An 18,904-nucleotide genomic window follows, 5' to 3' on the forward strand; every position below is an offset into this window, starting at 1 on the left:
ATCCTGTTTGGGCGACAAACCCGTCAGAGCCGTGTCTACAAAAGGCCCGGCGACATGCCAATGACGAAAAAGCAGGAGGAGCTCTGCCGGGTCGTTCTATGCCCCGAGGCGCAGCGACCAACCGCGTCTGGAGGGCCTGAGATCGGCGGTGGCCAGCGGACCGGCTTCGATACGCCAGAAAGAGGAAGGCTCGGTGCCGAGGGCATGAACGATCGCCGCGCGCAGCACCGAGGCGTGGGTGACGGCCAGCGTGTATCCCTCGAATCGCCCGCCAGCGAGCCAGGCGCCGACCCGCGCAATCAGGGCGGCAATGCTCTCGCCGCCATGCGGGCAGGCCTTCGGATCGGTCAGCCATGCCCCGAGCGCCTCCGGTTCGGCGGCGGCTACCGCCTCCAGGCCGAGCCCCGCCCAGCGGCCATGATCGCATTCGCGCAGGGCCTCGTCGATCTCGGGCTCGAGGCCGAGGGCCTGCGCCGTCTGGCGGGCCCGCAGCGCCGGACTGCTCAGGATGCGGGTCGCCTTGGCGAAACGCCCTTCCAGATCGCGGGCCGCCGCCATTCCCCGCGCATCGAGCGCCTCGTCGAGCGGGAAGCCCGCCGCGCGCAGCGCAGGCGTCGCCCCGTGGCACAGCAGGATCAGGCGTGGCGTCATGACGGCATTCCCCGAGACTTGGGAAGCATGATCTCTCCCGAAAAGTCGCGCAACCATTCGGGACCACGCTTAATGTCGTTTCCAGAATATTGACATATGCGTGACTTGGGCTCTTATGGAAGAGCTTTGCCAAGGGTGGGAAGCCGGTGGAATTCCGGCACGGTCGCGCCACTGTGAACGGCGGCGCTCGGCGCCGTCCGGAAGTCAGACCTCTTCCAAGGCAGCATGACTCGTAACGGGACGCGTAATCCCAAGGAGCTTTTCATGACCACCGCAACTCTGGCACCCGTCGCCCAGCAGCCGATCGCCATCCCGGTTCGGGAGATTCTGCCCTGGGCTCTCTTCACCGTGTTGCTGGCTGTGCTCGCCATCTATTTCGTCGGCGCCGAACAGGGCGCGACCTCGCTCGTTCCCGGCGTCTACATCCACGAATTCGTGCATGACGCCCGCCATCTGCTCGGCTTCCCCTGCCACTAGGGCGCATAGGCACACGACATGGTTAGATCGCTTTTGATCCGGGGGATGCTGATCGGCATCCTGGCCGGACTGCTTGCGTCTGGCTTCGCCTGGGTCTTCGGCGAGCCTCAGGTCGACGCTGCCATCGCTTTCGAGGAAAGCCACGCGTCGGCGCCGGCGCCCGCTGCGAGTACCGCTGCCGGCGCGGCGCAGACGACCATGGTCCACGACCATGAGGAGGAGCCGGTCAGCCGTCCGGTCCAGTCCAGCTATGGGCTCGTCACCGGCATGGTCGTCTATGGCGCGGCCCTCGGCGGCATCTTTGCCCTGATCTTTGCCTTCGCGCAGGGGCGGATCGGCAGCCTCAGCCCGCGCGCGACCGCCGGATTGATCGCCGTCATCGGCTTTGCCGCCATCATGGTGGTGCCGCAGATCAAATATCCCGCCAATCCGCCGGCGGTCGGCAATCCCGACACCATCGGCCTGCGCACCGCCTTCTATTTCGGCCTGATTCTGCTATCGATCGTGACGATGGCGGCGGCCCTGGGCACCGCGAACCGGCTCGCCGCCAGTTTCGGCCGCTGGAACGCCAACCTCGTGGGAGCGGCGGCCTATCTCGTCGTGATGGTGGTCGCCATGCAGATCCTGCCGTCGGTCAACGACATCCCGGCGGACTTCTCGGCCACGGTGCTATGGAAGTTCCGCATCGCCTCTCTCGGCATCCATGCCGTGCTGTGGGCAACGCTCGGGATCGCCTTCGGCATTGCAGCACAAAAATTGCTGCAAGCGCCGGCCAGCCGCTGAAAAAAGCCGGCCAGCCGCGCAAACGTCGCATTTTTACAACACCGGCCCGATTTCGGGCCGGTTTCAAAATTAATTTCATTTCGCACTTGCGAAATAAACCGATGAGGATCACTTTAGGGGCGTGGTGGACGCGCCTTTGCGCTCCCCCACTGCCCTCCTTGGGCGTTTCCTCCCTAAGACTTGGGCCGCCATTTGGGCGGCCTCTTTCTTTTTCGGGTCGGCAGACCCCATATTTCAAAGTCTGCAGCGGCATTCGCCTCCATTAACCCCAGCGCAAAACGCTTTCAGGTAAGAATGCTTGTCTGCTTTCACTCTCCGGTTCAACGCGTCTTTGCGATTTGACGGGATTCGTTCAAATTACAAAACGCTCTTGCGCCCAAGCTCGTGCTTGCCCATTTGTGTTCACCCTCGCATAGTGTGTCATTATGGATCTGGACTCGCCCTTGTTTGATCGCATCCGGGTGCGCCCAAGGGCCGAGGAGGTCCAGCCGGCGAGCGTACGGCTATGCGAACATGCCGGTTGCCGGAACGCCGGCGAATTTCGTGCGCCTAAGGGGCGCAATCGCGAAGGCCAGTTCTGGCATTTCTGCCTGGAACATGTGCGCGACTACAACAAGACCTACAATTATTTCGCCGGCCTGCCGGACGACTCGGTGAGCGCCTATCAGCGTGACGCCGCCACCGGCCATCGCCCGACCTGGACGATGGGCGTCAATCCCTGGGCCAAGAAGCGCGGCGAAGGGCCGCAACCCGGTCCCGAGATCCATGACGGCTTCGGTTTCTTCGATGAGGATCACGGTTTCCGCCGCCCGCAACGGGCGCCCGAACCGGAGAGGCGGCGGCTGAAATTGCTGGAGCGCAAGGCCCTGGACGCGCTCGATCTGCCGGAAACGGCCACCGGCCCGGAAATCAAGGCGCGCTACAAGACGCTGGTCAAACGCCTCCATCCCGATGCCAATGGCGGGGACCGGTCCAGCGAAGATAAATTGCGCGGGATCATCCAGGCCTATAATACGCTGCGTAGCGCCGGGCTCTGCTGAGCCCCGAAACACCGGCGAGGCTTCCAGGCTTGGAGCGCGTTCCAATCCCGGGAATCTCCGCCAGACCTAGAGCAAAGCGCGTTTAGACGGAAACGCTATTTTGCTCTAACTCTTTGGTTCGACGCGTCTTTGCGATTCGTGGCGATTCCGCCAAATCGCAAAACGCTATGGAAACGACGCCGGACTGCCCATGCCCGCCTGGCGAGACTGGGAAATTCGGCGGGGCCCCTGTCTCCGGCCCGCTGGAACTGATTGTCGGCTGCGCCGTCCTGGCGCCAGCCAAGGAAGGCATAATGACTGACGCAACGACACCGGCCAATCTGCCGGACATCATGGTTTCGGCCAAAAAGCTGTTTGGTTTCGATACGGATCTCGAAGTACCGGCTTATTCCCAGTCCTCCGACCACGTTCCGGACCTCGATCCCGATTATCTTTTCGACAAGCCGACGACCCTGGCGATCCTGGCGGGCTTTGCCCACAACCGCCGCGTGATGGTGACGGGCTATCACGGCACCGGCAAGTCGACCCATATCGAGCAGGTTGCCGCCCGCCTCAACTGGCCCTGTGTCCGCATCAACCTGGACAGCCACGTCTCGCGTATCGACCTCGTCGGCAAGGATGCGATCGTCCTCAAGGACGGCAAGCAGGTCACCGAGTTCCGCGACGGCATGCTGCCCTGGGCCCTGCAGAACAACATCGCCTTGGTGTTCGACGAATACGACGCCGGCCGGCCCGACGTGATGTTCGTGATCCAGCGCGTGCTGGAGGTCTCCGGCAGGCTCACCTTGCTCGACCAGAAGCGCGTGATCCGCCCGCACCCAGCCTTCCGCCTGTTCGCCACCACCAACACGGTGGGCCTGGGCGACACCTCCGGCCTCTATCACGGCACCCAGCAGATCAACCAGGGCCAGATGGACCGCTGGTCGATCGTCACCACGCTGAACTATCTGCCGCATGACAAGGAAGTCGACATCGTGCTGGCCAAGGCCAAGCACTACCAGAAGAGCCCGAACGGCCGCGACATCGTCAACAAGATGGTGCGCGTCGCCGACCTCACCCGCAACGCCTTCATGAACGGTGATCTTTCCACCGTGATGTCGCCGCGCACGGTGCTGACCTGGGCGGAGAACGCCAATATCTTCCACGATATCGGCTTTGCCTTCCGCGTCACCTTCCTCAACAAGTGCGACGAGCTCGAACGCAGCCTGGTGGCCGAGTTCTACCAGCGCGCCTTCGGCGCGGAGCTGGCCGAAAGCTCGGTAAACGTCGCGCTGACGTAACTCGGGAGCCGGACGCCCCTACGACACTCAAGTGAGTGTCGGGCGATCCGCTCCTGGAAATACCACGCTCGCAGGAGAGGAAGAGCGGACGAGGACGTCCGCGCTCCCAGGATTGACGGCATCATGACCACGACGAACCGCAAGCCCGGCGAAAAACCCAAGGACGTGCCCAACGAAGCCTTCAAGCGTTCGGTGGCCGGCGCCCTGCGCGCCATCGCCCGCAAGCCGGATCTCGAGGTGACCTTCGCTTCGGAAAAGCCGATGCTGATGGCCGACAAGGCGCGCCTGGCCGAGCCGCCGCGCAAGCTCGACGCCCATGTCGCGGCGATCGTGCGCGGCCAGGCCGATGCGATGGCCTTGCGGCTGGCCTGCCACGACCCCGCGGTGCATCGCCGCCACGCCCCGCAGAACGACCAGGCCCGCAGCGTGTTCGATGCCGTCGAGCAGGCCCGCTGCGAAGCGATCGGCTCGCGCCGCATGGCGGGGGTTGCCAACAACCTGACGGCCATGCTCGAGGACCGCTATTTCCGCGGCGGCAAATATGAGGACATCCGCGTCCGCGAGGAAGCACCGGTCGAGGACGCCCTCGCCTTGATGGTGCGCGAGAAGCTGACCGGCCTCGCCCCGCCCGAACCGGCGCGCAAGCTCGTGGATCTATGGCGCCCCCTGATCGAAGAAAAGGCCGGCAAGGACCTCGCCCGCCTCGACAGCGTGATCGAGAACCAGCGCGCCTTCGCCCGCGCCATGAACGACCTTCTCACCCATATGGGTCTGTCAGAGGAAGCGCAGGCCGATACGGACGATTCCGACGACCGTGAGAACGACGCCGAGAGCGAGCAGGAAGGCGAGAACCAGGAAAACCAGGGCGAGGTCCAGGACGATTCCGAAGCCATGAAGCTCGAGGAGACCGAGAGCGAGGACGAGGAATCTCAGGACGGCGAGACGCAGGACGCCGAATCGCCCTCCTCCGACCTGCCCGACGATACCGAGACCGGCGATGCCGAGGAGGCGGCCCAGCCCTGGCGGCCGCCCGAGCACCGCGACAATGAGCGGCGGGCCAGCGACTACAAGGCCTTCACCACCCGCTTCGACGAGATCGTCGACGCGGCGGATCTATGCGATCCCGAGGAACTCGATCGCCTGCGGGCCTATCTCGACAAGCAGCTTTCCAGCCTGTCGGGCGTGGTGGCTCGCCTGGCCAACCGGCTGCAGCGTCGCCTGATGGCGCAGCAGAACCGCTCCTGGGATTTCGATCTCGAGGAAGGCATGCTCGATCCGGCCCGGCTGTCGCGCGTGATCATCGATCCGACCTCCGCCCTCTCCTTCATGCGCGAGCGCGACACCGATTTCCGCGACACGGTGGTGACGCTCTTGATCGACAATTCGGGCTCGATGCGCGGACGGCCGATCACGGTGGCGGCGACCTGCGCCGACATTCTCGCCCGCACGCTCGAGCGCTGCGGCGTGCGCGTGGAGATCCTCGGCTTCACCACCCGGGCCTGGAAGGGCGGGCAGTCACGCGAGAGCTGGCTGCAGGCGGGCAAGCCGACCTCGCCCGGCCGCCTCAACGATCTCCGCCACATCATCTACAAATCGGCCGATGCGCCCTGGCGCCGGGCCCGCAAGAGCCTGGGCCTGATGATGCGCGAGGGGCTGCTGAAGGAGAACATCGACGGCGAGGCGCTTGCCTGGGCGCATCAGCGCCTGCTCGGGCGCTTCGAAAGCCGACGCATCCTGATGGTGATTTCGGACGGCGCCCCGGTCGACGATTCCACCTTGTCGGTCAATACCGGCAATTATCTGGAACGCCACCTGCGCTGGGTAATCGAGGATATCGAGACGCGCTCGCCGGTCGAACTGATCGCCATCGGCATCGGTCATGACGTCACGCGTTACTACAAACGCGCCGTCACCATCGTCGACGCCGAGGAACTCGGCGGCGTGATGACCGACAAGCTCGCCGAACTCTTCGAGGAAACCGGGTCACCGGGCTCGCGCCGAGCGGCGGCGTGAGCTCCCGGCAGCCGCCTCTCTGGCATCGGGCTTTGTTCGGGCCGATGCCCCTGGCATATCCCCTGGCCGCGGTTTGCGCCGGGCTCTACCTGCTGGCCGTGCTGTTCACGGCCTGGCTGGCGGGTTCGCCGCAGAATCTGGGGCGGATACTCTGGCAGCCTTCGCAGGGGATTCTCTACACGCTCGGCATCGGCGGCCAGGTTCCCTTCACTCAGGGGCGGATATGGACCTTGTTCACCGCGCCCTACCTGCATGGCAGCCTGCCGCATCTGGCGCTGAACCTGTTCTCGCTGCTGCAGGTCATGCCGATGGTGGAGCGGACCTATGGAAGGCTGCGGGCCTTCGTGATCTACGCCGTCGGCGGCGTTGCCGGAGCCCTCGCCTCGGTGCTGTGGGGCGAGACGTTTTCCCTCGGCGCCTCCGGGGCGATCTTCGGGCTGCTCGGCGCCATCGTGTTCTATGGCGCGCGGCGCGGCGACGCCTTCGGCCGGGCCCTGATGACCAACGCCGCCTTCTGGGCCGGCCTCAACTTCCTCTATGGGCTGCTCAATCCCGGCATCAGCAATGCCGGCCATTTCGGCGGCTTTCTCGGTGGCTTGTCCGCCGCCGTGCTCATCACCCGGCGCATAGGCCCCTTCCAGGACCCCCGCCGTCTTGCCTTCACACTCGCCAGCCTGGCATTGCTCGCCCTGGCCTTCGGGCTTGGCAACACGAGTTCGCAGGTCTGGCAGTTCAGCACGAATGGCCAGAGCGCCGCGATGGCCAACATCGATGACCTGCAGGATCGAGCTAGCGCGGTTCTTGCCGTTGATCCGAGCAATGCGGATGCCCGGCTGCTGCGCGCCGTCGTCCTGGCTGAGCGCGACGATTATGAGGGCGCGCTCCGGGACGTGGATCTCGCCATCAAGGGCGGGCGCAACGATGCCATGGCGCTGAATCTGAGGGCCTGGTCCCTCTTCAAACTCGGCCGCGCCGAAGAGGGTCTGGCGGATGCCGAGGCCGCGGTGAAGGCAGCGCCCAACGAAGGCGCCATCCTCGATACCCGCGCCCATATCTACGAAGCCTTGGGCCGGCGCGAGGAGGCGATCGCGGACTACAAGGCGGCCCTGCGCCTGATTCCGAACGAACCCGAAACCCAGGCCGGCCTGAAGCGGCTGACCGGCGGGGACTGAGGAACACATCACCCCATACATTCCGCCCCGCCATGGCCCGGCCTCGCTTCCTGCAACGCGTTCCGGGCGGAGCGGAACGCGATCGAGGTCTCCTCCCGCAGCGAGCCATGCCTGTGTCGCGCATCGCGATGCAGTCGCAGGCGCGCAGCATGGGACGGAGTTTCGATGAAGGCATGGATCATATTATGGGCTGTCGCCCTTTGCGTCGCGCAGCCGACGAAGCAGGCGCTGGCCGCCGATGGCGTCGGCGTTCGTCGGATTGCCGCTCCTTCCAGGGAACGCGGCGCCGATCTGGACGTGACCGTGTGGTATCCCGCGCAGCCGGGCGCCGAGCCTGTCATGCTCGGCGGCGGCATGTTCTTTACGGGAACGCCGGCGCGGCGCGATGCCGCCATCGCGCCGGGAAAATTCCCGCTCGTTCTTCTCTCCCACGGAGCGGGCCTGGCCGGCAGTGCCCAGGCCTTGAGCTGGATTGCAGCGCCCCTGGCGGAACGCGGCTTCGTGGTGGCGGCTCCCACCCATCCCGGCAATAGCGGGGCGAACAGATCCGCGGCGGAGACGATGAAGCTCTGGCTCAGGCCTGCCGATATCAGCGACAGCCTGGATGCTGTGGCGAGGGAGCCCTTTTTCAAGGATCACCTGAATGCCGGCGAGATCGGCGTCCTCGGCCTTTCCATGGGCGGCAACACGGCCCTGGCGCTCGCCGGGGCGCGCATCGATCCCAAGCGCCTGGCCGCCTATTGCGATACGGATCGGCTGAATCCGTCCCTGTGCGGCTGGATCCGGGAAAGCGGCGTCAACCTTCACGCCCTGGATCTGCGATCGGCCGGCCGGGATGGCCGCGACCGGCGCATCCGCTTCGCCATGGCGATCGACCCGGCTCCGGTCGATGTCTTCGACTCCGAGAGCTTCTCGAGCGTCGACATTCCCGTAGCCCTCCTCAATCTCGGCCCGGCCGCAAACATCCCGTTGACCGCACAGGCCGCCGGGATCGCAAAAGCCATCCCCGTCACGACCTATGAGACGATCGCGGACGCGAGCCATTACAGCATGTTCGCGCTGTGCAGGCCGGGCGCGGCGGAAAGCGCCGAGGCACAGAAAGTGGGGGATCCGATCTGCTCGGACGGCGGCGGACGATCACGGCAGGCCATTCACGCCGAACTGATCGAGCGAGCTGCGACCGCCTTCAGCCGGGCCTTGCGAACCGGCCCCTAGAGCAATGCCGCGTTTGGACGGAAACGCGGCATTGCTCTAACTCTTTGATTGAACGCGTCTTTGTGGTTCCTGGCGATTCCGCCAAATCGCAAAACGCTGTGGCGTATCGCCTGGTCACGAGACCGGGCGGAACGCTCTCGCCAGCATTCGCCTCGGCTGTTCAGGCGCCTATCGGACTCCGCCCGAGACGGCCAGCACCTCGCCGGTCACCCAGCCGGATTCTTCCGAGGCCAGGAAGACCGCGACGGGCGCGATATCGCCGGGCTGGCCGATGCGTCCCAGCGGCGTCTGGGCCACGGTCTGGCTCTCCAGATCGCCGCCGATGAAGCCGGCCGCATGCACGCCTTCGGTCTCCACCATGCCAGGGTTGATCGAGTTCACCCGGATCTTCTTGGGGCCGAGTTCCTTGGCCAGCACCCGGGTGATCGAGGTCACCGCACCCTTGGTGGCGGTGTAGACCGAGGTGGCCGGGAAATTGACGTCGGTCGCAACCGATCCGATATTGATGATGCTGCCGCCCTCGGGACCGAAGTGCTTTTCGGCCTCCTGGCTGGCCAGCAGCAGCCCGAGCACATTGGTGTTGAACTGGCGATGGAACTCGGTTTCCGTCACCTCCTGAAGCGGTGCGAAGGCATAGACGCCGGCATTGTTCACCAAGACGTCGAGCCGGCCATAGGCCTCCTGGACCTGCGCGAAGATCGCCTTCACCTCCTCCGCCTTGGAGACGTCGCCCTTGACGGCGATCGCCTTGCCGCCCTTGGCGGTGATTTCGGCGACGACCTTCTCGGCTCCATCGCGGCTCGATGCATAATTCACCACGACGGCGGCGCCCTCCGCCGCCAGGCTTTTCGCAATACCCGCACCGATGCCCTTCGAGGCACCTGTAACCACGGCGACCTTACCTGCCAATCTGCTCATCGAATATCTCTTGGTTCGAGTGACAATGCTTCGATACTTAGATAATCATCGAAACGAAACAAGAGCGGCCGGTGGAAAATTTCGTGAGCAGATTTGAGTGGAGCGGCGCTATGGGCGTTCCACGGTGCCGCGCCTCACCCTGCCTTACAGGCTGGCCAGTTCGCGCAGATAGGCATCCAGCGTTTCGCGTTTGAGCACGAGCGTGGCGAACTTGCCCTCTCGGACGATCTCGATGAGCCCGGCATTCTCGAGTTCTTTCATGTGATGGGACAAGGTCGCCGGCGTGACCTCATGCTTCTGCTGCATGCAGGCGCAGGCCACCGAGCCGCCCTGGCCGGCGATTTCCTTGAGGATCTGGTAGCGCCGCGGCTCTGCCAGTGCCCTGGCGATCAGGGTGCATTGGCGCTCCGTCAGCGCGACTGGCGAGGTCATGGTCATGATGAAGGCTATATCATGTCTGCCACCGGCTCGCGCAATATCGTAACGCGCGGCTTGCGGTAGACGGGGCGCACCCCCACCTTGCCTTGATTCGGCCTTGTCCTTCCGCTCAACATCACCGATGTCCCTCGCTTCGCTTCCCCTTCCGCTGCGCTTTGCCTTGCGCGAATTGCGCGCCGGCATCCGCGGTTTCGGTATTTTCCTGGCCTGCCTCGCCCTGGGCGTCATGGCGATCGCAGGGGTCGACGCCATCTCCAGCGCCCTGTCGGACGGGCTGCGCAGCCAGGGCCGGGTGATCAATGGCGGGGACATCGAGTTCACGCTGGTGGGGCGCGAAGCTAGCCCCGAGGAGCTCGCCTTCATCGGAAAGCAGGGCCGGCTCTCGATCGCGGCGAGCACCAGGGCCATGGCGCGCACGCCGGACGGCCAGACCGCCCTGGTCGAAATCAAGGCGGTCGACCAGGCCTATCCCCTGCTCGGCGTGGTGGAGTTCGGCCAGGGCAGGGCGCTGTCCGCCACCATCGGCAGCCAGGGCAGCCGGGCGGATGCCGCGGCCGATGCCGCCCTGTTTGCCCGGCTCGGCCTGCAACCCGGCGCTGCCGTCACCATCGGCAATTTGACGGTGACCCTGGCCGATCGCCTCATCGGCGAGCCGGACAAGATCGCCGGCGGCATTTCCTTCGGTCCCCGCCTGATGATCACTCTGGACGCGCTGCGCGAGAGCGGGCTGATCCAGCCGGGGTCGCTGATCCGCTGGCGCTATCGCCTGGTCCTGCCGCCCGATGTCTCGCCGGATGCCGTTCGCCAAAGGGCGAATCAGGCCTTCCCCCAGGCCGGTTGGGAGGTGAGAACCCGCGACGACGCCTCTCCGGAGCTTCGGCGCGGCATCGAGCGCTTCACCATGTTCATCACGCTGGTCGGGTTGACGGCCCTGTTGGTGGGCGGCGTCGGCGTCGCCAATGCCGTCAGGGCTTTCGTCGAACGCCAGCGCGACAGCATCGCCACGCTGAAGACGCTGGGAGCCGGCGCCAATCTTGTCACCGGCATCTATCTCACCCAGACCCTGCTCCTGGCCGCCCTCGGCATCGTCATCGGCCTTGCCGCCGGCGCCGCCCTGCCCTTCATCCTGGCCTATGGCTTTGCCGATTACCTGCCCTTGCCGATCACGCCGGTGCTCAATCCGGCGGGTCTGGCGCTCGCCGCCCTCTACGGCCTGCTCACGGCGCTGGCTTTCTCGCTGCTGCCGCTGGGGCGGGCGAGGGATATCTCCGTATCGGCCCTGTTCCGCGATGCCATCGCCCCGACACGGCGCTGGCCGGCCCCCATCGTGCTGATCCTGGCCGGCCTGGCCGTCGCCGCCCTGGTCGCCCTGGCGCTGTTCTTCGCCGCCGATCGCAAGGTGGCCCTGGTCTATGTCGCCTCCGCGCTCGGCGCCTTCGTCCTCCTGCGCGTGGTGGCAAGCCTCCTGATGGCGCTCGCCCGCCGGCTGCCCCGCCCGCATTCGACGCCGCTGCGCCTGGCCGTCACCAACATTCACCGCCCCGGCGCCGCCACCCCTTCCGTGGTGCTGTCGCTCGGCCTCGGACTCTGCCTTTTGGTGGCGCTCACCCTGGTCGATGGCAATATCCGCCACCAGCTCTCCGCCGCCATTCCCGACAAGGCGCCGAGCTTCTTCTTCGTCGACATCCGCCGCGCCGACGCACCTCGCTTCGATGCCTTCCTCAAACAGGCCGCCCCGCAGGCGACCAGCGAGCGCGTGCCCATGCTGCGTGGCCGCATCGTCAGCGTGAAGGACGTGCCGGCCGAGAAGATCAAGCCGCCGCCGAACATCGCCTGGGTGCTGAGCGGGGATCGCGGCGTCACCTTCACCGACGCGGTGCCGGCCGGCTCGCGCGTGGTCGAGGGCCAGTGGTGGGCTCCCGATTATGCCGGCCCGCCATTGGTATCGCTCGAGCAGGAGGTCGCGCACGGGCTTGGCCTCGCTGTCGGGGATGACATCACCGTCAATGTGCTCGGCCGCAACATCACCGCCAAGGTGGGCGCCCTGCGCAAGCTCGAATGGCAGAATTTCGGCATCAATTTCGTGCTGGTCTATTCGCCGAACACGTTCAAGGGCGCGCCGGTGACCGACATCGCCACCCTCACCTTCCCGCATGGGGCGGATGATGCCGTCGAACTCGGCCTGCTCAAGCAGGTAGCCGACGCCTTTCCGATGGTGACGGCCGTCCGCATCAAGGATGCCCTGCAGAGCTTCGCCGATCTTGCCGGCCAGCTCGCCATGGCGATCCGGGCTGCCGCCGCCATTGCCCTCGTCGCCTCGATCCTGGTGCTTGCGGGTGCGCTGGCCGCCGGGCAGAACAGCCGGCTCTACGACGCCGTCATCCTCAAGGTCCTGGGTGCCACGCGTGGACGCATCCTCTTCGCCTTCATCCTCGAATACGGGCTGCTCGGCCTTGCCACCGGCCTGTTCGGCGTGGTCGCCGGCACCGCTTGCGCCTGGCTGATCGTCACCTATCTGATGAATTTCAGCTTCACCTTCCTGGCCGGGCCGGCTTTCGGGGCCGCCTTCGGCGCCCTGGCGCTGACCATCCTGTTCGGGCTGGCGGGCACCTGGCGCATCCTGCGCCAGAAACCGGCCACGCATCTGCGAAGCCTATAGGCCCGGATGCCAGGCTCTTGGAATGACAAGCGTTTCAGCCGAAGTTCAGGCGATGAAGATCGACCACCCCACGGTGGCATACCGGCAACATTGCAAGCAATTCACTTAACTGTTTCAATGGAAAGCACTACATAAGAACAAGCTTTTTGCGGCATGTGCCGCATCTGGAGAGACACATGGCTTTCAATGATCCTCGTTTCTCGGCCGGCACCGTCAGCGACGTCCGCGCCGGAGCACCGGCGATCGATCAGGGCCTGCGCGCGTTCATGCTCGCGGTCTACAACCACATGACCCTCGGCGTGGCCATTACCGGCCTGGTGGCGCTCGGCGCCTACATGGCATCGGGGATCGTGGTCAACGAGGCGGGCAAGATCGTCGAGCTGAACTCGTTCGGCATGTTCCTGTTCAACTCCCCCTTCAAGTGGGTCGTCGCTTTCGCCCCCCTTGGCATGGTGTTCTGGATGAACATGGGAACGGAAGGTCGCTCGGTTCAAACGACGCGCGTTCTGTTCTACGTGTTCTCGGCGCTCATGGGCCTGTCGCTGTCGACGATCTTCCTCGTCTACACGCATGGCTCGATCGCTCGCGTCTTCTTCATCTCGGCCGCCAGCTTCGGTGCCCTGAGCCTCTATGGCTACACCACCAAGCGTAACCTTTCGGCCTTCGGCGCCTTCCTGATGATGGGCTTGGTCGGCCTGCTGCTCGCCAGCCTGGTCAACCTGTTCTTCCCCTCGGGCATGCTGACCTTCATCATCAGCGTCGCCGGCGTGGGCATCTTCGCGGGCCTGACCGCCTACGACACCCAGATGCTGAAGTCGCTCTATGTGGAGAATGCGCACAGCTTCAGCCGCGACGAAGGCGAGAAGCTCGCCGTCCATGGCGCGCTGACCCTCTATCTCGACTTCATCAACCTCTTCATCATGCTGCTGCGCCTGCTCGGTGACCGCCGCTGATCCCTGAAGAGCTTCTTGACGCATTGCGCCGGCCGGGGTTTCCCCGGCCGGTTTTGTTTTGGAGCGGCGTATCCGGGTGCACGGGCGTCCCGCCGCCCGTCCCTTCCCGCGAACGCAGTATTTCCAAGAACGGGCAGGATGCCGATGCACCCGGAAGTGCTACCCTCAGTCGAGCTCGCGCAGGGCCCGGCGGATGATCTTGCCCGACGAAGTCAGCGGCAGGGCGTCGACATAGGCGATCACCCGCGGATACTCGTGGGCGGACAGGCGCTCGCGCACGAAGAGCTGCAGGTCGGCGGTCATGGCATCCGATGCCGTGAAGCCCGGCTTGAGCACCACGAAGGCCTTGACGATCTCGGTCCGCAAGGTATCGGGCATGCCGACGACGGCCGCCATGGCGACGGCGGCATGGCGCATCAGGCAGTCCTCGATCTCGCCGGGGCCGATGCGATAGCCGGCCGAGGTGATGATGTCGTCCCCGCGGCCGACGAAATGCACATAGCCGTCGGTGTCGCGGCGCGCCTTGTCGCCGGTCATCAGCCAGCCATCACGATATTTCGCCGCGGTGGCGGTGGCATTGCCCCAATAGCCCAGGAACATCACTGGATCGGGCGCGCGCACCGCAATCTCGCCAATTTCGTCCGTCGGGCTCTCCCGGCCCTCTTCGTCGACCACCGCCACGCGATGGCCGGGCACGGGCTTGCCGATGGCGCCGGGCCTGGACACGCCGAGCTCGTGGCACGAGCCGAGCACGAGATTGCATTCGGTCTGGCCGTAGAGCTCGTTGACCGGAAAGCCGAAAGCGGCTTCGGCCCAGGCATAGGTGCCCGGCCCCAGCGTCTCGCCGGCCGACATGATCGAGCGCAGATGGGTGCGGTAGGCCTGGCCGGGCCGATGCGCCGCCTGCAGCATGCGCAGGGCCGTCGGCGGCAGGAAGGCATTGCGGACCTTGAAGTCCCAGAGCAATCCCAGCACCTCGTCCACGGAGAACTTGGCATGCAGGCCGGCCACCACCGGCACGCCCAGCGCCAGGCTGGGCAGCAGCACGTTGAGCAGGCCGCCCGCCCAGGCCCAGTCGGCCGGCGTCCACATCACGTCGTCGGGCTGACCCAGGCCCGGATGGGCAAAGTGCAGGCCCGGAATATGGCCGAGTACCACGCGATGGCCATGCACGGCACCCTTGGGTTGTCCTGTGGTGCCGGAGGTATAGATCATCATCGCCGGGTCGTCGGGGGTCGAGGCGACCGGTGCAAGGTCCCCCGTGGCCCCGGCGATCAGACTATGGAAGTCGAGCGCCCCGCCGCCTGCCCCGTCGACGCTGATCACCGTCTCCAGATCCGGCAGTCTCGCCTCGATCTCGCCGAGCTTGGCGAGCCCGCTTTCGTCGAGCAGCACGGCCTTGGCGCCGGAATCACGCAGGCGGAAGCTCAGCGCGTCCGGGCCGAACAACACGGCAAGCGGCAGGGAGATGGCGCCGAGCTTGGCCACGGCGAGATGGGCGATCACCACCGCCGGCGACTGCGGCAGCAGGATCGCGACCCGGTCGCCCTTGCGGATACCCAGACGTTTCAGCGCCAGGGCGAAGCGGTCTGAGGCCTCGCGCAGGGCGCCATAGCTGATGCGCTCGCTGCCGCCGCCGGGAAGCCGGCGCAGGATGGCCAGCCGGTCCGGATCGCGCCTGGCCCAGACGTCGCAGACATCCACGCCGATATTGTAGCGAGCCGGCAGCTCCCAGCGAAAATCGCGCGCGGCGATGTCGTAGTCTTGCTTGTCCAGCTCGTTCATGCCGCACTCACCCCCCGAACAGGCCGCCGAAGAGGCCTCCGGAGCTTTTCACGCGCGTAGGCCGGCGTACCACGCGTACCACCGGACCGGCCCCAAAGGCCTGCGCCTCTTCCGGCCGACTGGGTTCGCCGGCGACCGCCATGGCCCAATAGACCCGCTCGCCGGCCCTGGCAATGGCGATGCCGAAGCGGGTGGCGCCCGGCATCAGCAGATTCTCGTCATGCTCGGGCGAGTTCTTCCACTGCTTCATGGCATCGAGCTCGGTGTAGGTGCCATAGGAGACGTTCTCACCGATCTTGGAATCGTCGAGCCCGGCTGATTTGACCCGGGAGAAAAAGCTCCCACCGACCGAATGGGAAAGCTGGTTGGCCGAGGCCATGGCATTGGCCTGGTTCTGGGCGAAGGCCGTCAGGCGCGAATCGAGCGCCACCGCGGTGAGGCCCTTGCTCTGGCGGTATTGGGTCAGCCAGTCCCGGGCCTGTGCCGGATTGAAGGATACGGGCCGGCGTTGATAGGAAACGGTTTCGGGCTTTTGCGTGAGGGCGCAGCCGCCCAATCCCAAGGTAACGCCCAAGACAAGAAAAGCGGCCGCAGCCACCCTCATGCGCGACATCGAGTTCTCCACGGTCAGGATCCCGCCGCAGCCGGCGGGGTTGAAGGCTTGGCGGCCGGCTCCGAGGCAGGAGCCTCCGCCTCGGGCTTGTCGCCCTGCAGTTTGGCGGTCATCGCTGCCTGCAGCTCGGGCTCGAACAGGATCACCCGCTGCGGGGGCGCCGCGGCGCCCTGGCCCTGCAGGCGGATGCCCTTGGCCTTGAAATTCTTGAAGATACGGGCGAGCAGGTCGCTCTTCACCGCGACCTGCGTCTCCATGCTGGCGACCATCACGATGAGTTCGAATTCGAGCCCCGCATCCATCGAGGTCATGTAGACCTGGGGCCTCGGCGTCGGCAGGATACGCGGATCGTCTTCCGGCGCGGCCAGCATGGCCGCCTTCACCGCATCGATGTCGCTGTCGTAGAGCACGGTCAGGGCGATGCGCAGCCGGCTCCAGGTATTGCCATAGACCCAGTTCTTCACCGAGCCGGTGATCAGGGTCGAGTTGGGGATGATCAGCGTGGCGCGATCATAGGTTTCCAGCGTGGTCGAGCGCACGCTGATGCGGCGGACATAGCCTTCCTCGCCGGCCGCGGCGATGATGTCACCGACCCGGATCGGTCTTTCGGCCAGGAGGATCAGGCCGGAGACGAAATTGCCGGCGATACCCTGCAGGCCGAGACCGAGGCCGACGGACAGACCGCCGGCGACGATGCCGATATTCTGCCAGCTCAGGCCGATCTCGGACAGCCCGGCCGAAATGGCGAGGATGAAGCCGAGATAGCCGACGATGGTGGCGATCGAGTTCTGAACACCCGAATCGAGGGAAGTGCGGGGCAACAGCGTATTGCCGAGCCAGCCCCTGATCAGGCGCATCACCGCCCAGATGACGATGAACAGTATCACGCCGCTGATGATCGACGAGGGCGAGATCGTCAGCTCGCCGATCTTGAAGCCGAAATAGGCCCGCTGGATCGCCGGCGCCATATCGGTCGAGTAAAGACCGAAGGGCAGGCCGAGGCTGCCGACCGCGAAGGCAATGATCAGAAAGCGCAGGACACCGGAAAGCAGTGTCGCCCCGAAGGTGACCTGCTTGGAGGTGACGCCGATGGTGCTCGCCACCGCGCGACGGCGGTCGACATCCGAGATCAGCCGCTCGGTCAGGGCCGAATCGACCAGCGTGGTGAGCAGATAGCTTGCAGCCACCACGCACAGGACGAGCAACGGGAAGATCGCCGCCGCCACGGCGAGCGTGCTGTAGCCGATGGCAAGGCACACGGCCATCACCAGCACGGCAAGCCAGCCCATCGGCCGGAGAATGTCGAGCCCCGTCAGATCCTCGTCAGGCGGCAGCGCACGCCCGTCCACCACCGTCGGCGGTGCGTTGCGAATGCGGATGAGCAGGGAGACGATGATGGCGAGATAGAGGACGGCCGAAATCGTTTCGCGAGCGACGCTGAGAGAAGGATCGGCGTGGAGATGCTCGATGATGCCGTTCAGGAGAATGGACAGGCCCAGCGCCACCGCGAGCCAGCCCATGCGCCGCCCGATGCGGCGGACGGCCCAGTCGCTCAGGGGCAACAGCCGCAGTTCGGCATGGCCCTCGGCCAGCACCGCCTGCGCCAGGGCCCACAGGCCGAAGCCGATCGAGGAGGCGACGATCAGGTTCGAGCCGTATTCGGCGAGCACCCTCTCCGGCAGGAGCCCGGAAAAACCGAAAGCCAGCACCGTCACGGCGATCCCGACCGGCACGCCGAGCATGATGTGGACAATGCCGAGCACGGCATCGAGCGAGGCGACATAGCGCCGCGAGGCTCGCTTGCTGCGGGGCAGGCGGGCGCGCCAGCGCAGGATACGCAGGCGCAGGAACTGCGTGACGGCATAGCCCGCGGCGATGGTCAGCAGGAAGATCGCGATGCTGGTGGAATTGACCTTCGACACCAGATAGCTGCTGTGATCCGAGAAGGCGTTCCTCGCCAGCTCCCCTGCCCTCGGCAGGTTTTTCAGGACCGGAATCCAGAACTCGGCCGAAAAGGGACTGCTACCGCTTTTGAGCAGGCGGCCCGTGAGTTGTTCGCGCTGCAGCTCGATGATGCTGGTGGAGAAGCCCGCCGCTCTCGAGGACTGGTTTCCCGCCCGCTTGATGACATCCTTCAGCTGTTGTTGCAGATCGTTCTGTGTCGCGCGCGTCTCGGCGATATCGGTGCTTTCCGACGGATCGGGCTCACCGAGCTGCGCCAGTCTCGCCTTGGACTGATCCAGCAGGGGCGAGACCTTCGCCTGCAGTGCCGACAGATTGGCGATGGCCGTATCGACCGTACCACGCAGATCATCCAGGGTCTTCGAGGCTTTCTCCTGGTCGGCGGGGAAGCTGGTCAGAGCCGCCTCCACGTCGTCGAGGGACTTTTGTTCCTTGGCCAGCGCGTTGTTGAAGGGGCGAACGACGATGGTGTTGCCGAGCTGGTCGGCGCGCGAGATCTGCTTTTGCGTCTCGGCGGCCACGTCGTTCAGCTTGGCGAGCAGCTCCGTAGCGGCCTTGCGGGCATCGGTCGTGGCCTTGGCCTCGGGCGGGTCGACCGGCTTGGGCTGCGGAGGGAAGGCATCGAGCGCCGCCTTGGCCTTGTCGCGGGCCGGGATGATGCTACCGAGCAGCGCGGCGAGATCGACGCGCCTCTTGCTGACCGTCTCGCGCAGATCCAGCAGGGACTTCTGCGCTTCGTCGCCGCTGTCGGTAATGGTCGCGAGCTGGGTGGCGATGTCGTCGAGGGATTTCTTGTCGAGGGCCAGCCCCGCCTGGAAACCGGTCAGCGCCTCGGCGTCCTGCGCCTTCGCTGCCATCGGGGCGGCTACAAGCGTAAGGAGCAGGCTGTACAGCAGCAGGAAACGGGAAAGCGAACGAAACATGGCGCGAAACTAGAGCGATTTA

At 65.6% G+C, this 18,904-nt stretch carries 15 protein-coding genes and 1 riboswitch; of the genes, 9 read left to right on the top strand and 6 right to left on the bottom strand.

Going from position 1 to position 18,904, the window contains the following annotated elements:
- Positions 1-96: 96 nt before the first annotated feature.
- Positions 97-651 carry a histidine phosphatase family protein gene (locus tag J8I29_RS24360; protein ID WP_209433625.1) on the bottom strand — a complete coding sequence of 185 codons (555 nt, stop codon included), beginning with the start codon at positions 649-651 and terminating at the stop codon, positions 97-99.
- Positions 652-753: 102 nt separating this feature from the next.
- A riboswitch (cobalamin riboswitch) is annotated at positions 754-883 on the top strand.
- 32 nt (positions 884-915) lie between these two features.
- Between J8I29_RS24360 and J8I29_RS24365 the strand changes: the two genes are divergently transcribed.
- The 7 genes from J8I29_RS24365 to J8I29_RS24395 all read left to right on the top strand — a co-directional run bounded on the left by J8I29_RS24365 (position 916) and on the right by J8I29_RS24395 (position 8,631).
- Positions 916-1,128, top strand: coding sequence for a CbtB-domain containing protein (locus J8I29_RS24365; protein ID WP_105861261.1), 213 nt, complete (start codon positions 916-918; stop codon positions 1,126-1,128).
- Between the two features lie 18 nt (positions 1,129-1,146).
- The gene (locus J8I29_RS24370) at positions 1,147-1,911 is read left to right on the top strand and encodes a CbtA family protein (protein WP_209433626.1); all 765 of its coding nucleotides are present in this window, start codon (positions 1,147-1,149) and stop codon (positions 1,909-1,911) included.
- Positions 1,912-2,354: 443 nt separating this feature from the next.
- Positions 2,355-2,951 (top strand): J domain-containing protein, encoded by a 597-nt coding sequence (locus J8I29_RS24375; protein WP_342588399.1) that lies wholly within the window; start codon positions 2,355-2,357, stop codon positions 2,949-2,951.
- A 293-nt stretch (positions 2,952-3,244) separates the two neighbouring features.
- Positions 3,245-4,231, top strand: coding sequence for a cobaltochelatase subunit CobS (cobS, locus tag J8I29_RS24380; protein WP_105861258.1), 987 nt, complete (start codon positions 3,245-3,247; stop codon positions 4,229-4,231).
- Between the two features lie 123 nt (positions 4,232-4,354).
- A complete protein-coding gene (gene cobT, locus J8I29_RS24385; RefSeq protein ID WP_105861257.1) occupies positions 4,355-6,244 on the top strand; it encodes a cobaltochelatase subunit CobT in 1,890 nt (629 codons plus the stop codon).
- A 44-nt stretch (positions 6,245-6,288) separates the two neighbouring features.
- Positions 6,289-7,416 (top strand): rhomboid family intramembrane serine protease, encoded by a 1,128-nt coding sequence (locus tag J8I29_RS24390; protein ID WP_209433627.1) that lies wholly within the window; start codon positions 6,289-6,291, stop codon positions 7,414-7,416.
- 165 nt (positions 7,417-7,581) lie between these two features.
- Positions 7,582-8,631 carry an alpha/beta fold hydrolase gene (locus J8I29_RS24395; RefSeq protein WP_209433628.1) on the top strand — a complete coding sequence of 350 codons (1,050 nt, stop codon included), beginning with the start codon at positions 7,582-7,584 and terminating at the stop codon, positions 8,629-8,631.
- A gap of 168 nt (positions 8,632-8,799) precedes the next feature.
- On the opposite strand, the gene J8I29_RS24400 is transcribed toward J8I29_RS24395, so the two are convergent.
- Positions 8,800-9,549 (bottom strand): glucose 1-dehydrogenase, encoded by a 750-nt coding sequence (locus J8I29_RS24400; RefSeq protein ID WP_209433629.1) that lies wholly within the window; start codon positions 9,547-9,549, stop codon positions 8,800-8,802.
- A 144-nt stretch (positions 9,550-9,693) separates the two neighbouring features.
- Complete coding sequence (locus J8I29_RS24405) at positions 9,694-9,987, bottom strand: helix-turn-helix domain-containing protein (protein ID WP_105861253.1); 294 nt, start codon at positions 9,985-9,987, stop codon at positions 9,694-9,696.
- Positions 9,988-10,108: 121 nt separating this feature from the next.
- On the opposite strand from J8I29_RS24405, the gene J8I29_RS24410 reads away from it, so the two are divergent.
- Together J8I29_RS24410 and J8I29_RS24415 are read left to right on the top strand one after the other, a co-directional pair.
- The gene (locus J8I29_RS24410; protein WP_209433630.1) at positions 10,109-12,646 is read left to right on the top strand and encodes an FtsX-like permease family protein; all 2,538 of its coding nucleotides are present in this window, start codon (positions 10,109-10,111) and stop codon (positions 12,644-12,646) included.
- Between the two features lie 176 nt (positions 12,647-12,822).
- Positions 12,823-13,599 carry a Bax inhibitor-1/YccA family protein gene (locus tag J8I29_RS24415; protein ID WP_105861251.1) on the top strand — a complete coding sequence of 259 codons (777 nt, stop codon included), beginning with the start codon at positions 12,823-12,825 and terminating at the stop codon, positions 13,597-13,599.
- Between the two features lie 165 nt (positions 13,600-13,764).
- Here the strand turns inward: J8I29_RS24415 and J8I29_RS24420 are convergent, their stop codons facing one another.
- Genes J8I29_RS24420 through J8I29_RS24430 form a run of 3 tightly spaced genes read right to left on the bottom strand, consistent with a single transcriptional unit; the run spans position 13,765 to position 18,882 of the window.
- Positions 13,765-15,384, bottom strand: a complete 1,620-nt coding sequence (locus tag J8I29_RS24420) for an AMP-binding protein (protein WP_209433631.1) — start codon at positions 15,382-15,384, stop codon at positions 13,765-13,767.
- A gap of 7 nt (positions 15,385-15,391) precedes the next feature.
- A complete protein-coding gene (locus J8I29_RS24425; RefSeq protein ID WP_209433632.1) occupies positions 15,392-15,997 on the bottom strand; it encodes a CAP domain-containing protein in 606 nt (201 codons plus the stop codon).
- A gap of 14 nt (positions 15,998-16,011) precedes the next feature.
- Positions 16,012-18,882, bottom strand: a complete 2,871-nt coding sequence (locus J8I29_RS24430) for a DUF3772 domain-containing protein (protein ID WP_209433633.1) — start codon at positions 18,880-18,882, stop codon at positions 16,012-16,014.
- Between the last annotated feature and the right edge of the window lie 22 nt (positions 18,883-18,904).

Origin of the sequence: Labrys sp. LIt4 (assembly GCF_017813775.1) — a bacterium.
Taxonomy (GTDB): Bacteria; Pseudomonadota; Alphaproteobacteria; order Rhizobiales; family Labraceae; genus Labrys; species Labrys okinawensis_A.